The following is a 16143-nucleotide window of genomic DNA, read 5'->3' as shown; positions in this document are numbered from 1 at the left end:
AAATGAGATATACAAAGCATTACAATGCTGCTTCAATGGACTTAGAAAGCTTATTAAAGGTTTAAGATTGTGGGATCATTGATTGTATTAAGCAGGATAGATTGCTCCAATATAAACAAGAGTGTTGATGCCTAAAATCTCTATCTTATCCCCATCTTTTAATCACGAGAAGTTTGTTGGGGATTTTATAGAATCTGTGTTAAATCAGACCTTTAGAGATTTTGAGCTTATTATTGTGGATGACTGCTCTACAGATAGGAATGTAGAGGAGATAAAGAAATTTAAAGATTCCCGCATTAAACTCATTGTGCATACATTTAATCAAGGTATTAATGCGAGTTTAAATACTGCTTTTAAACATTCAAATGGGGAAGTTTTGCTCTTTTGTGCTAGTGATGATAAATTATATCCCAATGCCTTAGAGGTTATGTATCGCCAAATGTGCTTACAAAATGTTCTTGCACTTTATACCAAATTACAAGTTATTGATGAAAACAACCATTTCAAAGATAAAACTATTCTCCCTAGAGAAGATTCACGATATGGGCTTTTACATTATCTTTTTATGGAGGATAATTGTTTAACATCTCCGGGAATGTGTATTAAAAGAGAAGCATTTATTCCTCTTTATCCTCTTAATGAGGCAATGTGTAATCAACAGGATTGCCAAATGCATATTTTACTGCTTTTGCAAGGTGAAGTAGGGTTTGTAAAAGAGTTTTTGGTGCAATATCGGAGAATGAGTCCTAAAGCTAAAGAGAAAAATATTAGCGTTAAAGATGATATAACCTTAAGAAGAGTTGATTTAGAGATAGGCTTATTAATGGATACTTTTTTAGCCTTTAAGGATATAGGGTTACTTAAAGAAGTCTTTAAGGAGGAGATTGGAAAGTTAGGATTAGAGCCTTATGAGGATACTTTGGAATTTTTCTTAGGGTTTATGGCATTGCAATCCCCGCATTATGTAAGGAAAGTTTGGGGGTATCATCAAATTATGCGTTTTTTGAATACTGCGGGCTTTAGGGTTTTAAAAGAGCGTTATAATTTTACTTTTAAGGATTATTTAGCCCTTATGCAATATATGGGGACGGACAAAGTTTTTGATAAATACCAAAAATATAAAAAATCTTTAAATTTTGCTTGTGTGGCTTTAGGAATATCTTTAGCCCTTAATGTAGTATTGTGGGTATTTAGGGGGTAGGAGTGAGAGATAATCTTGTGATTATTCGTGTGGATGGGGGGATATGTAGTCAAATAAGTTTTGTTGCACTTGGGAGTGCATTTGAAGCTAAGGGTTATGAAGTGCAATATGATTTAAGTTGGTTTGAAGAGCAAGGAATAGGGGCTTATAATCCTAGCAATGGCTATGATAAAGTCTATAATGTGAGTTTTGATATACCTAAGGCTTTCCCTACACTCCCTATAAAAATAGCAGAAAAAACGGAAGCAAAGCATTATAAGCGATTTTATTTTGCTAATAATGATAATATTATTACTTTCTCCCCGCCTTTGTATGTGGGGGGATATTTGGGACGGCATTTTGATGGGTATTTTAAAGAGCTTTTTAGGCAACATTTTATTCCCAAAGAGAGTGAGCAAAGAGACACTGCCTTTGCTAAAGTGAAAGAGGAGATATGTTCCTCTATGGCTTGTGGTGTGCATGTGCGTAGGGGAGATTTATCGGGATTTCATCCTGTTTATGGTGAGCCTACTGCTTTAGAGTATTTTACAAAGGCAATTTCTCTTATAGAAAGTATCCAACCAGAAAGTGTCTTTTATATCTTTAGTGATGATGTAAAATGGGTAAAGCAACATTTCCCCCCTATTTTAAAAGATAGGAAGTATAGAATCTGTGATGTTAATACACCAAGTGAGGGCTATTTGGATTTATATCTCCTTAGTCTTTGTAAGAATCTTATTGGCTCTCAGGGGTCTTTGGCTATGTATGCTAAACTCCTCTCACCGCATAATCCACTTTTGATTTGCCCTAAAATTAGAGATTGGTTATTTAAACAAGAACCAAATGTGATGTTTGTGAATTGGGGGGAAGCAATGCAATTACAACCTTTAGAATTAAATTCTACAATTTCTTATTCCCCCCCCCCACACTATCTGCCAAAAACAAATTCCGATTATGGCTTTATTATCGCTTAAGAAGCAAATTGTTAGCCAAAGGAGTGCTTAAGTGATACCCTTTTTAGATTTAAAAAAGATTAATCATCGCTTTGAAGCAGAGTTTCAAAAAGCTTTTAAAGAGGTATTATCAAGTGGTTGGTATATAAAGGGCAAACAACATAATGCTTTTGAAAAAGAGTTTGCGGATTATTGTGGGAGTAAATATGCTATAGGTTGTGCTAATGGATTAGATGCATTAAATCTTGCTATTAAGGCGTTTGGGTTTGGGGTGGGGGATGAGATTATTGTCCCTGCTAATACTTATATTGCTTCTATTTTAGCAATTACGGATAATGGTTGCACGCCTGTGTTGGTAGAACCTAACTTGCAAACTTATAATATTGATGTAGAGAGGATAGAATCAGCAATTACTTCACACACAAAGGCGATTATGGTCGTGCATCTCTATGGGCAAGTTGTCACTATGGAGAGGGTGTGGAAGATTGCTAAAAAATATCATTTAAAAATTATTGAAGATTGCGCACAAGCCCACGGGGCGATGTACCAAGGCAAAAGGGTGGGGACATTAGGGGATATAAGTGGATTTTCCTTTTATCCGGGTAAGAATCTTGGAGCATTGGGTGATGGGGGAGCAGTTTGCACCAACATTTTAGATATTGCAGAGAAAATAAAAGCCTTAGGGAATTATGGCTCACATATTAAATATGAAAATCTCTATGCTGGGCTAAATTCAAGGCTTGATGAGTTGCAAGCTGCTTTTTTAAATATCAAACTTAAAAGGCTTGATGCAGATAATAACAGACGCAGAGAGATTGCAAAGTATTATCGGCAAAATATTAATCATTGCGATATTATATTGCCCCAATGTGAGGATGAGGAAGGGCATGTGTGGCATTTGTTTGTGGTGCGGTGTGGGAGCAGGGATAGATTGCAAGAGTATTTAAGGGGCAGAGGTATAGAAACCCTTATCCATTATCCTATCCCTCCGCATAAGCAACAAGCCTATAAGCAGTATAACCATTTAAGTTTTCCACTCACAGAGCAAATTCATAATGAAGTCTTATCACTCCCCATAAGTCCTGTGATGAATGATGAGGAAGTTAAGGTGGTGGTAGAGGCTATTAATGGCTTTAGGGGATAATTAGGGGGAATGTGAATGTGGTATAATGTGCGATTTTAAAAGGGAGAAATATGAAAACAATAATCGTAAATTTTAAAAATAAAACTGGTGTTGAAAGTGTTATTGACACTCTAAATTTAGAAAAATATCCTTTAAACTTACAAGAATTTAGCGTAGTTGAGTTTTTTGGGGATTTCCAAAATGCGATAATGGAATTAAAAGAATCCTAGAAACTACTTGCGGGGGGGGGGGGGCAATTGATAGCCTTTAACTATCCGTTAATAGAAAAAGAAGGGCGTAAAGTCTGTGAAAAATTTTTCTATGATTCCCTACATAGCGAGGATAATTTATATTATTATCCTAAACCCAATGAGTATGTAGAAGTTGATGGTTTTGCGTTTTTTTCTTTGAAAAAAGATTTAACTTTGGATAATTACTTTATCGAATGCCTTTATAGAAATAATCAACTAGATGTTGGGTTAAGGAATAAGATTCACCCTCTTTTGCGAGATTTTTCAGGGATTCCTGCTAAGGTATATAAAAAGTGCTTTTTAAAGAAAGCCGAAAGCTCTTTAATCTCTCCTATTCTTTTAAGCCTTATAACATAGATAAAGATACGCTCCTTATGGACTTAACAAAGAAACTAAAATATTTTTATAAAGCCCCGCAGACTATTGGGATTTCACTTAATAATACTTGCAATTTATCGTGCATTATGTGCCATTATCACTCTCCAATCCATAAACCTACCCAAAGCACCGATTTTTTTAAAACACCTAAGAATCTAGATTCTAAAATTGTCAAAGAAGCCATTATTTATGCTGCTAAAAATGGTTGTGCAGTTGATTTTACCGGACCAGGAGAGGTGCTATTAGATGATAGGATTTATGAATTTATTAAGTTTGCTAGAGATAAGGGGGTAGCTAGGGTTGGCTTTACAAGTAATGCTACTTTGCTAACTAAAGATAGGAGTAAAAAGCTAATAGATAGCGGAATTTCCTTTATAAGATTTAGTGTTGATGGGGCAGTAGAGGAAACTTGTAAGGCAATAAGGGAGCATCTTTGAAGAAAGTAGACGAACATATAAGGGCATTTATAAAATACGCTTTAGAAGTGCGAAGCAGGGTTGAAATTAACCTTAATTGTGTGCTTGTAGAAGGTATGAAAGAGGAAATGGAGCTTTTTATGCAAAAGTGGGAGGATTGTTTGCCTTTTATTAATTATGTCAATTTTTCTAATGAAATTTTTTTAGATGAGAGAGGATTCCATAAAGAAAAAATACCAGAGAATAGATATGTGTGCCATTGGCCATTTTTTTAATGGAATGTATATTGCACCTAATGGCAAGGTTTTTATTTGTTGTGCTATGCAAGGCACTTACAGTAGAAATGAAGTGAGTGTTGGGGATGTGCATAAAGAATCTTTAGAGCAGAAATATGAGAAGTTTAAGATTTGTCAAAGTTGCATCGAATGGGCGAATAATAGAATGGAAGAGGATGGAAGTGGTAGAAATAATGGCATAGTCCATCGTAAATAAGGGAGTGTAAATGCAGTATAAAATTGTGCAGATCACCTGTGGCTTAGGGAATCAGATGTTTCAATATGCTTTTGCTAATAGCTTAGAATATCATTTGCAAATACCAATTTTACTAGATAAATCTTGGTATGAGACATAAGAGCGTTCTATGCTCTTTAGTTTAGATATTTTTATATTAGCTTACCCTATGCCACATAAGAGCAGATAGATGATGTGAAAGAAAAAATAAGTTATTTTGAGAAAAAACCTAAGATAATAAGGAGCATTTTAAAGCGACTTAGTTTTCCTAGAAGCACTTGTAGCTCTGCTTTTGAATATAGGGAAGAATATTTAAAGCCAATTTCAAAATCCCCTTTATTTTCAAAATATTTCTTCACAAATCAAACAAGATATGCCCCCCCCCCCCATTAAAAGTGAAATAAATAAGCACAAACTTCAACAGATTTTATCCTCTGAGCGTTTTTATCCATATTAGGAGAGGAGATTATCTCGCACACACTTGGGAGATAGATTTAGAGTATTATAAAAAGGCTGTGACTATTATTGCAAGCAAGGTAGAGAATCCGCATAAATCATCCGCTCCAACCACTTGGTTGCTCGGTAGTGATGCGATTATTTGTAAGGATTTGGTTAAGATAGAAGTAGGAGGGGGTAAGTAGATGAGATACTCCTTAAAAATTTTTATTAACAATATAAGATATCTTGCAAGGTATAATTTAAAAGAAATCGATAGCAAGATTCAAAGTTTTCCTAATTTGAGTAATTTTGCGGATTTATTACCCAATGAGATTAAAAACGATTTTGATAAAATTCAGCCTCCAATTGTTAAAACAAGTTTTGAGACTTTGCAAATTTTGCTAGAAACGCAAAAAAGTTTTATTCGATTTGGTGATGGGGAATATATTTTAATGAATGGGGGAAGCATAGGATTCCAAAAATACGATGCCAATCTTGCTAGGGCGTTAGAAACAATCATTACTTCAGAGGATGAGAATCTTCTAATAGGTTTGGGTTATAATTATTTTCGTATGCCCCCAGATAATGCTCGTAGCCCGTGGTTTAAATATACTTGGGTAATGAAAAATTACCCTATTATTAAAAAATACCTTATTCCTAATAAAGAATATGGCGCAACAGAGCTAAGTCAAATCTATGCAGGATATAAAGATTATGATTTCAAAGCGCATTATGCAGGGTTAAAAAAGCTTTTTGCTGATAAGAAAATTCTTTTGGTGTGCGGTGATAAGGTTTTGGCAAATGTGCAATACAATCTTTTTGAAGAAGCTCAAGAGATTGCTACTATTTATGGTGCGACAAAACACGCTTATGAGAGCATTGGGGTGCTTAAAGAAGAGATTCTTAAATTCCCTAAAGATTGGGTGCTTGTTTTTGCATTAGGACCTGCGGGTAAAGTTTTGGGTTATGAGATGTTTAAACTTGGCTATCGTGTGCTTGATATTGGGCATAGTATTAAAGATTATGACGCCTATAAGCGTAAGCTAAGAATGGATAGAGAAGAAATATCCAAGTTTTTTGCTCCAGATGAATGATTTAAGAGCTATGGTTTAGACTCTTCCAAGCCTCAAAGACTTGGTGGGGAGTGATTGGGGATTGTTGCTCAATCTCCTTATGGATTGCTCTATCTTGTAGGATTCCACTAAGTTTTGGTTGCGCTCCTCCTAAGAATAAAGCAATGCTTGGAATCTCCAATGCTCCACATAGGTGCATAGGTCCTGTATCTCCTGTGATGAAGCAATCAAGGCTTTTAAGGAAATAGGGTAGCTCATCAAGCGGGTATAATCCGCAAACATTATGGATTCTTAAATGGTAGTTTGGGGGAAGGGAGGTATAGATTTTTTGGCAATATTTCTTTTCTGTTTGTGTGCCACTTAGGAATATCTCTAAATCTTCTTGAAAGTCTAGTAGCATAATTGCAAGGTTGGCAAAATTTTCTATCCCCCATTCTCTAGTAACTTTGCTTGTTCGCATTTGGAATCCTATTCTCTGCCTCCCCCCCCCCCTATTTTTTTGGCTACAAAGTTATGGTATTTGCAAGGGAGTTTCATTTGGATATTATCGTATTTCTCTAAGCTAACAAAGGAGAGGGTTTCTAATCTCTTTATAATGAAATGCACAGGAGAGTGGGTTAATTTAGTAGAGAGTAGATTCTCCATTGCATTATTTCTTGAAGTTTTTAGAATATATTTTGCTCCGCTTAAAAGGGCTGTTGGTATATCCTGTGGTCCATTACTATGAAACATTAAAATCAAATCGGGTTTTAAAGAGCGCATTTTAAGGATATTACCAATAAAGCCTTTATAGCCTTTGTTGTAAATTAAAAAATTATCTACATACTCATAATCCCTAAAGAGAGGGTAGATTTTTTTAGCGATAAAGAGGGTGATTTTAGCTTGGGGGAATGCTTTTCTTGTTTGTATAATAGCAGGGGTGCTCATCAAGGTATCCCCTAAAGCAGTATTGGAAAAAAGAATAATATTTTCTATATTTTCAAGTTTGGTGGGTTTGGGTAACTTGGTAATAGGGAATTTTTGTAAATAGAGTTTGACTAAAGAATTAACAAAGAAAGTATAAAGTCTTTGCATTATTATCTTGCTAAATTAAGAATCTTTTAAAGAATGCACGAGGGCATTTTGTCTATCATTTGTGTGATAGTAAAACAAGCAAATTAACCCTAACAATGTCTTTAGAAACAAAATATTATTTTCTCCTAGAGTGTTTCATAGAATCAAAGGCAACGGCTACGATGATGATAGCACCTTTGATGATGTATTGCCAGTATGGGCTTACACCAATATAGGTTAAGCCATAGTTAATCACTGTAAGGATAATAACCCCTATGATAACTCCTGATATTCTTCCAACTCCTCCATAGAATGAAACTCCACCAATAACACAAGCAGCAATAGCGTCCATTTCATACATAAAACCTAAATTATTAGTCGCAGAGCCAATACGACCAGCTTCTAAAAACCCACCAAAAGCATAGAATGCACCTGATAGGGCATAAACAATAATGAGTGTTAGCGCGACATTTACTCCAGAGACTTTTGCAGCTTCAGTGTTTCCTCCAACAGCAAATAAGTTTTTACCAAATTTTGTTTTATTCCATAAAACCCACATAATCATCGTGCAAATGGCTGCATAAAGGATTAAATAAGAAATAGTAAAGCCCCCTATATTAAATGCCCCTTGTGCGAAATTAGTATATCTTAAGTCAAATCCTGAAATAGGAGAAGCCCCAACATAGTCATAATAAAGGGAGTTTAGTCCATAAATAATTGTCATAGAACCCATTGTAACAATAAAAGGATGAAGTTTTAAGAATGCTACAACAGCCCCATTAAATGCACCTACAATCGCTCCAATAGCAACAACAACACCGATAACTAGCAAGATAGGAAGCTCACCTAATTCGGGGAATACTTTATTGACATTAGTTGTGGCTTGCAATAAAGTCGCAGAGATAACTGCCGCAAGTCCAACTTGCCTACCTGCAGAAAGATCAGTTCCTGTGGTAACAATAAGCCCAGCAACTCCAAGGGCTATAATCACTTTAACAGAAGATTGCGTTAAGATGTTTTGAAAATTTCTAATGCTTAAGAAAGAAGGCTCTTTGATGATGATAGCAAGGAGTATAGCCAATAAAACAAGATACAATCCAGATTGGATTAAAATTTCTTTAATATCAATTTTTCCTTCTTTCGTCCTTGGTAAGTTCATAATAGCTTTCCTTTATTTATATTGAATTTAGAGATGTTTTGCGGCAAGAGAGAGTATTTCTTCTTGTGAGGTTTGCTTAGTATTGACGATACCAGCAACCCTACCATTACTCATAACAAGTATCCTATCAGTAACACCGAGCAGTTCAGGCATTTCTGAAGAGATCATAATAATACTCTTATCTTTTTTAGTAAGCTCTATCATAAGCTGATAAATTTCATATTTAGCCCCAACATCAATGCCTCTTGTTGGCTCATCAAGCATTAATATCTCTGGATTAGTCAAAAGCCATCTACCTAAAATCACTTTTTGTTGGTTTCCTCCTGATAGAGTTCCTATTTGTGTCCTTTGGTTAGGAGTTTTTACTCTCATGCTCTCTATTACCCATTTGGTATCATTTGCCATTTGCTTATTGTTTAAAAATCCTAAAAATCTGCTCTTGTAAGAATTTATATTGGATATAATAGAATTAACTTTAATATCTAGCATACTAAATATGCCTGTAACTCTACGCTCTTCTGTAACAAGCGCAAAGCCATTTTTGATAGCCTCACTAGGTGTTTTATTTTTTACAAGCTTTCCATTTAAGGTAATAGTGCCTGTTGCCTTTTCTCTAATACCAAATAAGGTTTCTACAATATCCGTTCTTTTAGAGCCAACAAGTCCTGCTACTCCTAAAATCTCTCCTTTATGTAACTCAAAGCTTGCTTCTTTTAAGGAGGGTTGATGAAGGGCTGAGAGATTTTCAACTTTAAGTATGATTTCTTTGACTTTATTGTCTTTTGGTGGAAAACGATTTGTAAGATCTCTACCAACCATCATATTAATAATCTGCTCTGTTGTAAGCTCTGCAACGGATTGACTTGATACCCATTTGCCATCTCGCATAATGGTAATATCATCGGAAATTTCTTTGATTTCTTCCATTTTATGAGAGATATAAATAATGCCACAGCCCTTATCTCTTAATTTATTGATAATTCTAAATAAATGTTTTACTTCTATTTGGGTAAGTGATGAGGTAGGCTCATCCATAACTATAATCTTTGCGTGAGAGGAAACAGCCTTTGCTATTTCAATCATTTGTCTTTGTGAGACAGAAAGATCTGCAATTTTTAAGTGAGGATCTATATCAATATCAAGATCTTTAAAAATTTCAATGGTTTGTGCATACATTTTTTTCTCATTGACAAAAGGGCCTTTCATTGGGAATCTTCCTAGCCAAATATTATCTAGCACATTTCTTTGTGTTACTTGGTTTAATTCTTGGTGAACCATTGAAACGCCATTATTAAGAGCTTCTTTTGCGGATTTAAAGTTAATCTCTTTGCCATCAAGATAAATTTTTCCCTTATCTTTTTTATAGATACCAAATAGGCATTTCATTAAAGTGGATTTGCCAGCCCCATTTTCCCCCATAAGAGTATGCACGCTGTGAGATCTTACTTTAAGATTGACACCATCAAGAGCTTTAACACCGGGAAATTCTTTAGAAATATTATCCATTACTAATAAGTAGTTTGTCGGTTTCATAGATTTACTCTTTTTAGCTTATATCTTATAGAGAAAAAAGGGGGGGTTGCAGTCCCCATTATTGAATTTAGGTGGTTTATTGTTAAAGTTTTATTTAAATTGGGAGACATTGCTCTTATCGATCCCAATGCTTGGCACTAATAGGACTTTATTGTCAAGAACTAAATCAGTTCCATCTGTAGCAGGTTTTTTAGCAGCTAAATTGATCGCTATATTAAAAGTAGCCTTTCCTTGTCCTTTAGCGTCATTAAGAACTGTGCCTGCCATTTCCCCAGATTCGATTTTAACTAAGGCTTCAGGCAAGGCATCAACGCCAAATACAGGTAAAGACCTTCTAAATGCTTTTATAGATTCAATAGCTCCTAAAGCCATTGCATCATTATTAGCAATAACAACTTCGATTTTATCTCCATTGGGTCCTGATAGCCAAGCATCCATTTTATCCTTAGCCATAGCGGTATCCCACATAGCTGTATCTAGGTATAACTCTTGAACTTCTATACCTAAATCTTTAAGAGCTTTGATAGAATAAACAGTCCTTGCTTCAGCATCTGGATGTCCAGGCTCTCCTTTTAAAATAACATATTGAATTACTCCATCTTTGTTTAAATCAAGATTTGGATTATCTTTCCATAATTTGGCAATTAACTCGCCTTGTGCTATTCCTTGTGCATTAGGATCAATTCCGACATAGTAGGCTTTATCATACGAATCTATAACTGATTGTGCAGGTTTTTTGTTATAGAAGACTACAGGCACTCCCTCAGCCCTAATTTTTTCTAAAACTGTGGCTCCTGATGCGGGATCAACAAGATTAATAGCTAAAGAATCCACGCCTTTTGATAGCATAACATCGATTTGATCGTTTTGTGTGGTTTGACTATTTTGAGAGTCATTCATTTGTAAATCAACGGTATTAGCAACTTTGCTTGCCTCATCATTAATTACTTGTCTAAACAAAGCAATAAAATTGTCATCATATTTATAAGCTGTAAATCCTACTTTTAATTTTTCAGATGTTGTTTCTTTGTTGCCTCCACAAGCTACAAGCCCTATTGCTAAAATGGCTCCTCCTAAAAAAATGCTAACCTTTTTCATAAGCAATTATCTCCTTAAGAAACTTTTATAAAATAATCTTTGATTGTTAATATACTTGTTAATTTATATTTTGTCAATACACTTTTATATTTATTTAGTAAAACGATTGAAAATCAATAATGTTTTTACGCACATTATCTTTATCATTATCCTGCTATGGCACAAGCTCTAGTTTCGCGGATAACATTGACTTTAACTTCTCCGGGATATTGCACTTGAGATTGTATTTCTTTAGCGATTTCTCTAGCAAGCAGATAAGATTCCTCATCATTAATATCTTCGGATTTTACAATCACGCGTATTTCCCGTCCTGTGTTGATAGCATAAGCGTGTAATACACCCATTTTAGAAAGTGCAATTTGTTCCATTTCGCTTACTCTACGCAAGTAGCTCTCTAAGACTTCGCGTCTAGCTCCAGGACGTGCAGCAGAGATAGTATCAGCAGCACATACTGCAAAAACTTCGATACTTTTAGCTTCCTCATTTCCGTGATGTGCAAGGATTGCGTTTAAGACGGCGGGATGCTCATTATAACGTTTAGCGATTTCCGCTCCTAATTCTACATGTGTGCCTTTATATTCGTGTGTTCTTGCTTTGCCTATATCGTGTAAAAGTCCAGCACGTATAGCAAGGAGACAATCTCCGCCAAGTTCTCCAGCAATTATTCCTGCTAAATTAGCAACTTCTAAGGAGTGTTCAAGGGCGTTTTGTCCATAACTTGCCCGATAACGCAAACGACCAATGAGTTTTTTAATCTCTGTATGGATTCCATTTAATCCTAAATCTAAGGTAATTCTCTCTCCTTCTTCTAATATACTATTTTCAAACTCTTCAAGGCATTTTTGATAAACCTCTTCAATCCTTGCAGGTTGAATCCTGCCATCTTCAATAAGGTTTTGTATGGCTTTTGCTGCTATACTCCTGCGATAGAGATTATGGGAGCTAATGGTAATAATTCCTGGTGAATCATCAATAATAATATCTACTCCACAAGTCATTTCTAAAGCCTTAATATTGCGTCCTTCTTTGCCAATAATTTTAGCTTTGAAATCATCACTTGGTAGGGCAATGATTTGAGTAAGTCTTTCTGCGGCAAATTCTCCTGCAAAACGAGTCGTGGCTTGTGCTAGAATATAATTTGCTTTTGCTTTTGCTTCTTCTTTTGCGTCTTCCTCATATTTTCGTATGAGTTTAGCAGCATCTATTTTAGCCTCTTCCTTAATCTTTTCAAAGAGTAATTCTCTTGCCTCTTCTTTAGAGAGGTGGGTAATGGAGCAGAGCAATCGTGTGAGCTCTTGAAGCATAGATTGATACTTGCTTTTTAAAACCTTTAAGGCTTCTTGCTCTTCATTGAATATATTTCTATCTTTGTTGAATAGATTTTTTTCTTGCTCTAACTTATAATATTCCCTCTCTAATTTTTGATTTTCTTTTATTTTGATTTTTTCAAGTTCTAAAAGATTGTTTTCGTGTTCTTTGGTAATTCTTACACTCTCTTTTTCGGACCTCCGTTTAGATTCTAATTCTATTTCTTTTGCTTTTATTTTTGATTCTTGCAAAAGTTTGTTGGCTTCATATTCTATAGCTTTTGCTTTAGCCTTGTATTGTTCTAAAAGTGTTTTAGAATTAGCCGCTAAAAGTTTTCGTGAAAAGAGGTAACTTCCGCCTCCAGCAACAAGTGCGGATAATGCGGAGCTTACAAACATCCAGGTTATCATACTTATCCTTAGGGCATAGAGCAACAAAGGGTGTGATAAGGGAATTTCCCTTAATATCGTGGTATTGTGTAATATTTAAAGAGGAATAAAAAATCCCACGACAAATGAAGAGGATTCTTGGAATCTTTTTTTGTGTATTAAAGAATCTATCATACATGCCTTTACCAAAGCCTATGCGTTTAAATTGATTATCTATTCCAATGACAGGGATTATGGCTATATCTATAAGGTTTATTTTTCTATAAGAGTTGCTTGGTTGCAAAACTCCAAATTTTTCTCTGTGCAATGGAAGCCTAAATTTTACAATTTTAAAGCTGATATCCCCCATAAAAGGTAAAAATATTTCTATATTTTTTTGCTTTCTTAGGGTTTTTAAGACTTTTTTGCCATTAAATTCAATTGCTAAAGGATAATAAAGTAGGATTTTAAGAGGTCTTTTTGTTTTTTTTCTTAAATGCTGTATTTCTTGACTTAAGATTGTTAAGAGATTCTTTTGGAGTTTAGAATCTAAGAATATCTTGTTTTGAGCTTTAGAGAGTTTTTCTAAGCTTATTTTGCAATATTTTCGAAATTCAGATTTTTGAGATTCCATAGCCTGCCTTGCTAAGAGATACTTTTAAGGGATTGAAAATGCTATTATAATTTCCCCAAAAAACCAATAAAGGGCGGAATAAACATTAAATTTTACTAGACTTACCCTTGAGTGCAAAGCATAAAGTTATAAAGACACCTATTTGTAGCAATAATAAAAGAAAATGTATATTATAAACTTGTGTTTGTTTGTCTTCTATGCCCCAAGATTCTAAGATGCTATAAAAGATAAAGGCGACAATTAATCCTAATAAATAGCCTGCTTGCTTATATTTATCAAAAGAGGAGAAAAGTGTTTTTTGTGAAAAGATAAATGTTTCACTCCGCACGAGATAATCTCCAAAAATAAAGCTAATTTGATAAATCCCATAGATAAATAAAGCTCCATAAAAAGTATTTGGAAAAAGCAGAAAAGCTAAAATATAGCAAAAGGGTAGAATTTCGATAAAAAGAAGAATCCTTTTATAGGGTTTTATACTAATGAGTTTAACATAAAGGAGCGTTAAAAGCCAAGCTACAACGCTTAAACTAACTCCACCTAGAGAATAAACTTTAGGAGGAATTAATGCGTAGATGGTAAAAATAGTTCCTAAGGCAGTCCCTACAAAGAGGGAGTTTAAAAATTTGTAGGTAAGATAGGCTTTGAGTGAAAATTCTTGTTGGCTTTCCATTAAAATTGGTATTTCACTCCTGTACCTAAAGTTGTTTCAAATTCATAAGGATAGTAACTATTGCTGACTTTGATAGCGTTTTTATGTTGTGTAAGATTTTTGACAAAAGTATAAACTTCAAAATCCTTTAAGCGGTAAGTGATACTGACATTAAGACTTTGAAAGTTTGGCATTTTTTCTAAAACATTATTAAAATCATTGTAATCATAAGCTCTTGAAGCATATTTATAAGAGATTCCTAGATTAAGGTTTGGGAGTAAAAAATAATTTGTAGCTATATTAAAAATATGTTTGGAAATGCCCGGAATATTCTTGCCTTTGTAGTTATAACCTGCATTATCTTGCGTGGTAGCATCGACATAGGCATAGGCTAAAGTGCTAGAGAGATTTTCCCTAAAATGTGTGGTGAATTTTAGCTCTCCGCCTATTCTTTGGGTTTTACTAAGGCTTTTGTTTTGGAATGTTTGGGGTTCAAAATAAGCTTCATCTTTGCCTAAAATATAAAAAATATTCCCACTTAATTCATGGATTCCAAAAAGAGTTTTAGAGCCTATTTGAAAAGTATCAAAAGTTGCTGTATGGATAAGGGTGTTGAGGTTACCTCTAAAATCAAACATAAAATCTACATTTGGGACTACAAAGCTTCGAGAATAAGAGGTGAAAAAAGAAGTTTGAGGGTTTAAAGCATAGTTTAATCCAAGTTCTCCGCCTATTAGATTATTGCTAAGCTTGGTGGTGTTTTTTGATGAAACTCTTTGCGTATTTATCCCAGCATTTAATGTAAGGTCTTGTAAGTATTTCTCTCCATAAAGATACAAAAGGGATTCATTGACTTCAGCAAGCAGAGTAGCATTTTTGCGTTGATTGGTTTTTACATCGACTCCAAATTCTGTAAAATAAGAGCTATTTTTGTATTGGGTGTTGAAGTTTGCATATAATCCCTTTCCTTTGTGCTTACTAGAAGAGTTAATAAATTCGCTTTCATTAGAGCTTCCTCCAATATTAATATCTGTTATAAACCCATTATCAGCAAAATAGGTTAAACCCGTATTAAAATATGTATCCCAACGTCTTTGGTGAGTGAATCCATTCCCTGCTTGTTGAGGATTTGTATTAAATTGTTCTTTACTCAAGGGGTTAGCGTATTTAATCGCATATTTAGAATAGTTGGTTTGGGCTTTAAGTAGTAAGGAATTATCGGCATAGTAAATAAGCGAGATACCCCCATTTTTGTTATAGCTCCCATCTTTTTCTTCAGATTTTGGCATAATATTTCTTGAACCCTCTGTGTGATAGTATTGTCCAAATGCTCCAATATTTAAAGTATCGCTAGTATAATGGGAGGAGAATTGCGAGTTTAGGGTGTCGTAATTTGCATAACTTAGATGTAGAGTATTTTTTGCTTTGGTTGTGATTTTTAGGATTCCGCTAACTGCACCATTGCCATATTTCGTAGTGCCTCTACCCCGAATAATTTCTATTTTAGAGATAGAATCTAGGGGAATTGCAGAAAGAGAGATAGCAGAGGAATCAATATTATTTAATCTTATTTCATCAACAATAATGGCAAGATTTTTATGCCCATTGATGCCAAATCCTCTTAAATCAACACTTTGAGTATAGGGGTTACCATAATTTGTCTTAATATTTAAAAGGGAGTGAGATTTTAAAAAGTCATAAATATTTTGAGTATTGGATTTTCGGATAGTTGCTTCATCAAATGTTTCTTTAAAATCTTGATTGTCTGTGAGAGTATGATTATGTAGGATAGAAAGGTTTAAAGGTCTTTGTGAAGAGGATGATTGATTTTCTAAAGTTGCGTTTTGACTTTGTGCTAAAAGTATGCTGTGAAGTGCTAAAATAGCCACAAGAGAAAGATATTTTTTTTGAAAACCTCTAGGTTGTAAATTATGTTTTTTCATAAAGTTTGCTCCAAAATTTTGATTAAGTATTTCTTAGATGAATAATTAAGAATTTTGCATTTTACTACAATTTACA

The 16143-nt window shown here is 34.4% G+C and carries 20 protein-coding genes; 11 read left to right on the top strand and 9 right to left on the bottom strand.

The genetic code is table 11. The annotated features are described in order from the left end of the window. The first annotated feature begins 127 nt into the window (after positions 1-127). The 11 genes from LS72_RS02355 to LS72_RS02315 all read left to right on the top strand — a co-directional run bounded on the left by LS72_RS02355 (position 128) and on the right by LS72_RS02315 (position 6343). The gene (locus tag LS72_RS02355; protein WP_138154946.1) at positions 128-1201 is read left to right on the top strand and encodes a glycosyltransferase family 2 protein; all 1074 of its coding nucleotides are present in this window, start codon (positions 128-130) and stop codon (positions 1199-1201) included. A 2-nt stretch (positions 1202-1203) separates the two neighbouring features. Beyond that, positions 1204-2154 (top strand): alpha-1,2-fucosyltransferase, encoded by a 951-nt coding sequence (locus LS72_RS02350; RefSeq protein WP_052087381.1) that lies wholly within the window; start codon positions 1204-1206, stop codon positions 2152-2154. A gap of 31 nt (positions 2155-2185) precedes the next feature. Continuing rightward, the gene (locus LS72_RS02345) at positions 2186-3277 is read left to right on the top strand and encodes a DegT/DnrJ/EryC1/StrS family aminotransferase (RefSeq protein ID WP_138154944.1); all 1092 of its coding nucleotides are present in this window, start codon (positions 2186-2188) and stop codon (positions 3275-3277) included. Between the two features lie 50 nt (positions 3278-3327). After that, the gene (locus LS72_RS10730; protein ID WP_194145533.1) at positions 3328-3486 is read left to right on the top strand and encodes a hypothetical protein; all 159 of its coding nucleotides are present in this window, start codon (positions 3328-3330) and stop codon (positions 3484-3486) included. Positions 3487-3513: 27 nt separating this feature from the next. Then, positions 3514-3864, top strand: a complete 351-nt coding sequence (locus LS72_RS02340; RefSeq protein ID WP_034555340.1) for a hypothetical protein — start codon at positions 3514-3516, stop codon at positions 3862-3864. A 17-nt stretch (positions 3865-3881) separates the two neighbouring features. Beyond that, positions 3882-4322, top strand: coding sequence for a radical SAM protein (locus tag LS72_RS02335; protein WP_034555339.1), 441 nt, complete (start codon positions 3882-3884; stop codon positions 4320-4322). Further along, a complete protein-coding gene (locus LS72_RS02330) occupies positions 4319-4576 on the top strand; it encodes a hypothetical protein (protein ID WP_034555338.1) in 258 nt (85 codons plus the stop codon). Before LS72_RS02335 ends, LS72_RS02330 begins: the two co-directional genes overlap by 4 nt. Beyond that, on the top strand, positions 4551-4793 hold the full coding sequence (locus LS72_RS02325) for an SPASM domain-containing protein (protein WP_034555336.1): 243 nt from the start codon (positions 4551-4553) through the stop codon (positions 4791-4793). The genes LS72_RS02330 and LS72_RS02325 overlap by 26 nt, the downstream gene beginning before the upstream one ends. A 10-nt stretch (positions 4794-4803) precedes the next feature. Beyond that, positions 4804-4932: a hypothetical protein gene (locus LS72_RS11510; RefSeq protein WP_269149270.1), complete on the top strand. Its 129-nt coding sequence runs from the start codon at positions 4804-4806 to the stop codon at positions 4930-4932. A 394-nt stretch (positions 4933-5326) separates the two neighbouring features. After that, a complete protein-coding gene (locus tag LS72_RS11505) occupies positions 5327-5452 on the top strand; it encodes a hypothetical protein (RefSeq protein WP_269149269.1) in 126 nt (41 codons plus the stop codon). Further along, positions 5453-6343, top strand: coding sequence for a GT-D fold domain-containing glycosyltransferase (locus tag LS72_RS02315; RefSeq protein WP_034553856.1), 891 nt, complete (start codon positions 5453-5455; stop codon positions 6341-6343). 1 nt (position 6344) lies between these two features. Here LS72_RS02315 and LS72_RS02310 read toward each other — a convergent pair whose 3' ends face one another. From LS72_RS02310 to LS72_RS02270, 9 genes are all read right to left on the bottom strand, one after another. Then, on the bottom strand, positions 6345-6782 hold the full coding sequence (locus tag LS72_RS02310) for a glycosyltransferase family 9 protein (RefSeq protein ID WP_034553857.1): 438 nt from the start codon (positions 6780-6782) through the stop codon (positions 6345-6347). Positions 6783-6790: 8 nt separating this feature from the next. Next, a complete protein-coding gene (locus tag LS72_RS02305; protein WP_034553858.1) occupies positions 6791-7396 on the bottom strand; it encodes a glycosyltransferase family 9 protein in 606 nt (201 codons plus the stop codon). Between the two features lie 115 nt (positions 7397-7511). Then, positions 7512-8534 carry a galactose/methyl galactoside ABC transporter permease MglC gene (gene mglC, locus LS72_RS02300; RefSeq protein ID WP_052087285.1) on the bottom strand — a complete coding sequence of 341 codons (1023 nt, stop codon included), beginning with the start codon at positions 8532-8534 and terminating at the stop codon, positions 7512-7514. A 27-nt stretch (positions 8535-8561) separates the two neighbouring features. Further along, positions 8562-10067, bottom strand: a complete 1506-nt coding sequence (mglA, locus tag LS72_RS02295; protein WP_034553859.1) for a galactose/methyl galactoside ABC transporter ATP-binding protein MglA — start codon at positions 10065-10067, stop codon at positions 8562-8564. A 90-nt stretch (positions 10068-10157) separates the two neighbouring features. Beyond that, the gene (gene mglB / locus LS72_RS02290) at positions 10158-11165 is read right to left on the bottom strand and encodes a galactose/glucose ABC transporter substrate-binding protein MglB (RefSeq protein WP_034553860.1); all 1008 of its coding nucleotides are present in this window, start codon (positions 11163-11165) and stop codon (positions 10158-10160) included. 146 nt (positions 11166-11311) lie between these two features. Beyond that, entirely contained in the window at positions 11312-12883 is a 1572-nt protein-coding gene (rny, locus tag LS72_RS02285; RefSeq protein ID WP_202978612.1) for a ribonuclease Y, read from the bottom strand. After that, positions 12792-13475 (bottom strand): 5-formyltetrahydrofolate cyclo-ligase, encoded by a 684-nt coding sequence (locus tag LS72_RS02280; protein WP_034553865.1) that lies wholly within the window; start codon positions 13473-13475, stop codon positions 12792-12794. The genes rny and LS72_RS02280 overlap by 92 nt, the downstream gene beginning before the upstream one ends. Before the next feature lie 85 nt (positions 13476-13560). Then, positions 13561-14145, bottom strand: a complete 585-nt coding sequence (locus LS72_RS02275) for a hypothetical protein (protein ID WP_034553866.1) — start codon at positions 14143-14145, stop codon at positions 13561-13563. After that, positions 14145-16067 carry a TonB-dependent receptor gene (locus LS72_RS02270; RefSeq protein ID WP_034553867.1) on the bottom strand — a complete coding sequence of 641 codons (1923 nt, stop codon included), beginning with the start codon at positions 16065-16067 and terminating at the stop codon, positions 14145-14147. The genes LS72_RS02275 and LS72_RS02270 overlap by 1 nt, the downstream gene beginning before the upstream one ends. Positions 16068-16143: the final 76 nt, after the last annotated feature.

The organism is Helicobacter apodemus, assembly GCF_000765745.2.
Lineage (GTDB): Bacteria > Campylobacterota > Campylobacteria > Campylobacterales > Helicobacteraceae > Helicobacter_D > Helicobacter_D apodemus.
Note: the sequence above shows the minus strand (reverse complement) of the source record. Positions and strands in the feature narration are given on the sequence as shown.

Excerpts from the sequence above, each read along its gene's own strand:
- LS72_RS02325 (WP_034555336.1), top strand. The coding sequence starts at position 4,551 with ATGTGTGCCATTGGCCATTTTTTTAATGGAATGTATATTGCACCTAAT.
- LS72_RS02335 (WP_034555339.1), top strand. The coding sequence starts at position 3,882 with ATGGACTTAACAAAGAAACTAAAATATTTTTATAAAGCCCCGCAGACT.
- LS72_RS02280 (WP_034553865.1), bottom strand. The coding sequence starts at position 13,475 with ATGGAATCTCAAAAATCTGAATTTCGAAAATATTGCAAAATAAGCTTA.
- LS72_RS02355 (WP_138154946.1), top strand. The coding sequence starts at position 128 with ATGCCTAAAATCTCTATCTTATCCCCATCTTTTAATCACGAGAAGTTT.
- mglB (WP_034553860.1), bottom strand. The coding sequence starts at position 11,165 with ATGAAAAAGGTTAGCATTTTTTTAGGAGGAGCCATTTTAGCAATAGGG.
- LS72_RS02310 (WP_034553857.1), bottom strand. The coding sequence starts at position 6,782 with ATGCGAACAAGCAAAGTTACTAGAGAATGGGGGATAGAAAATTTTGCC.
- LS72_RS10730 (WP_194145533.1), top strand. The coding sequence starts at position 3,328 with ATGAAAACAATAATCGTAAATTTTAAAAATAAAACTGGTGTTGAAAGT.
- rny (WP_202978612.1), bottom strand. The coding sequence starts at position 12,883 with ATGATAACCTGGATGTTTGTAAGCTCCGCATTATCCGCACTTGTTGCT.
- mglC (WP_052087285.1), bottom strand. The coding sequence starts at position 8,534 with ATGAACTTACCAAGGACGAAAGAAGGAAAAATTGATATTAAAGAAATT.
- LS72_RS02275 (WP_034553866.1), bottom strand. The coding sequence starts at position 14,145 with ATGGAAAGCCAACAAGAATTTTCACTCAAAGCCTATCTTACCTACAAA.
- LS72_RS02270 (WP_034553867.1), bottom strand. The coding sequence starts at position 16,067 with ATGAAAAAACATAATTTACAACCTAGAGGTTTTCAAAAAAAATATCTT.
- LS72_RS02315 (WP_034553856.1), top strand. The coding sequence starts at position 5,453 with ATGAGATACTCCTTAAAAATTTTTATTAACAATATAAGATATCTTGCA.
- LS72_RS02305 (WP_034553858.1), bottom strand. The coding sequence starts at position 7,396 with ATGCAAAGACTTTATACTTTCTTTGTTAATTCTTTAGTCAAACTCTAT.
- mglA (WP_034553859.1), bottom strand. The coding sequence starts at position 10,067 with ATGAAACCGACAAACTACTTATTAGTAATGGATAATATTTCTAAAGAA.
- LS72_RS11510 (WP_269149270.1), top strand. The coding sequence starts at position 4,804 with ATGCAGTATAAAATTGTGCAGATCACCTGTGGCTTAGGGAATCAGATG.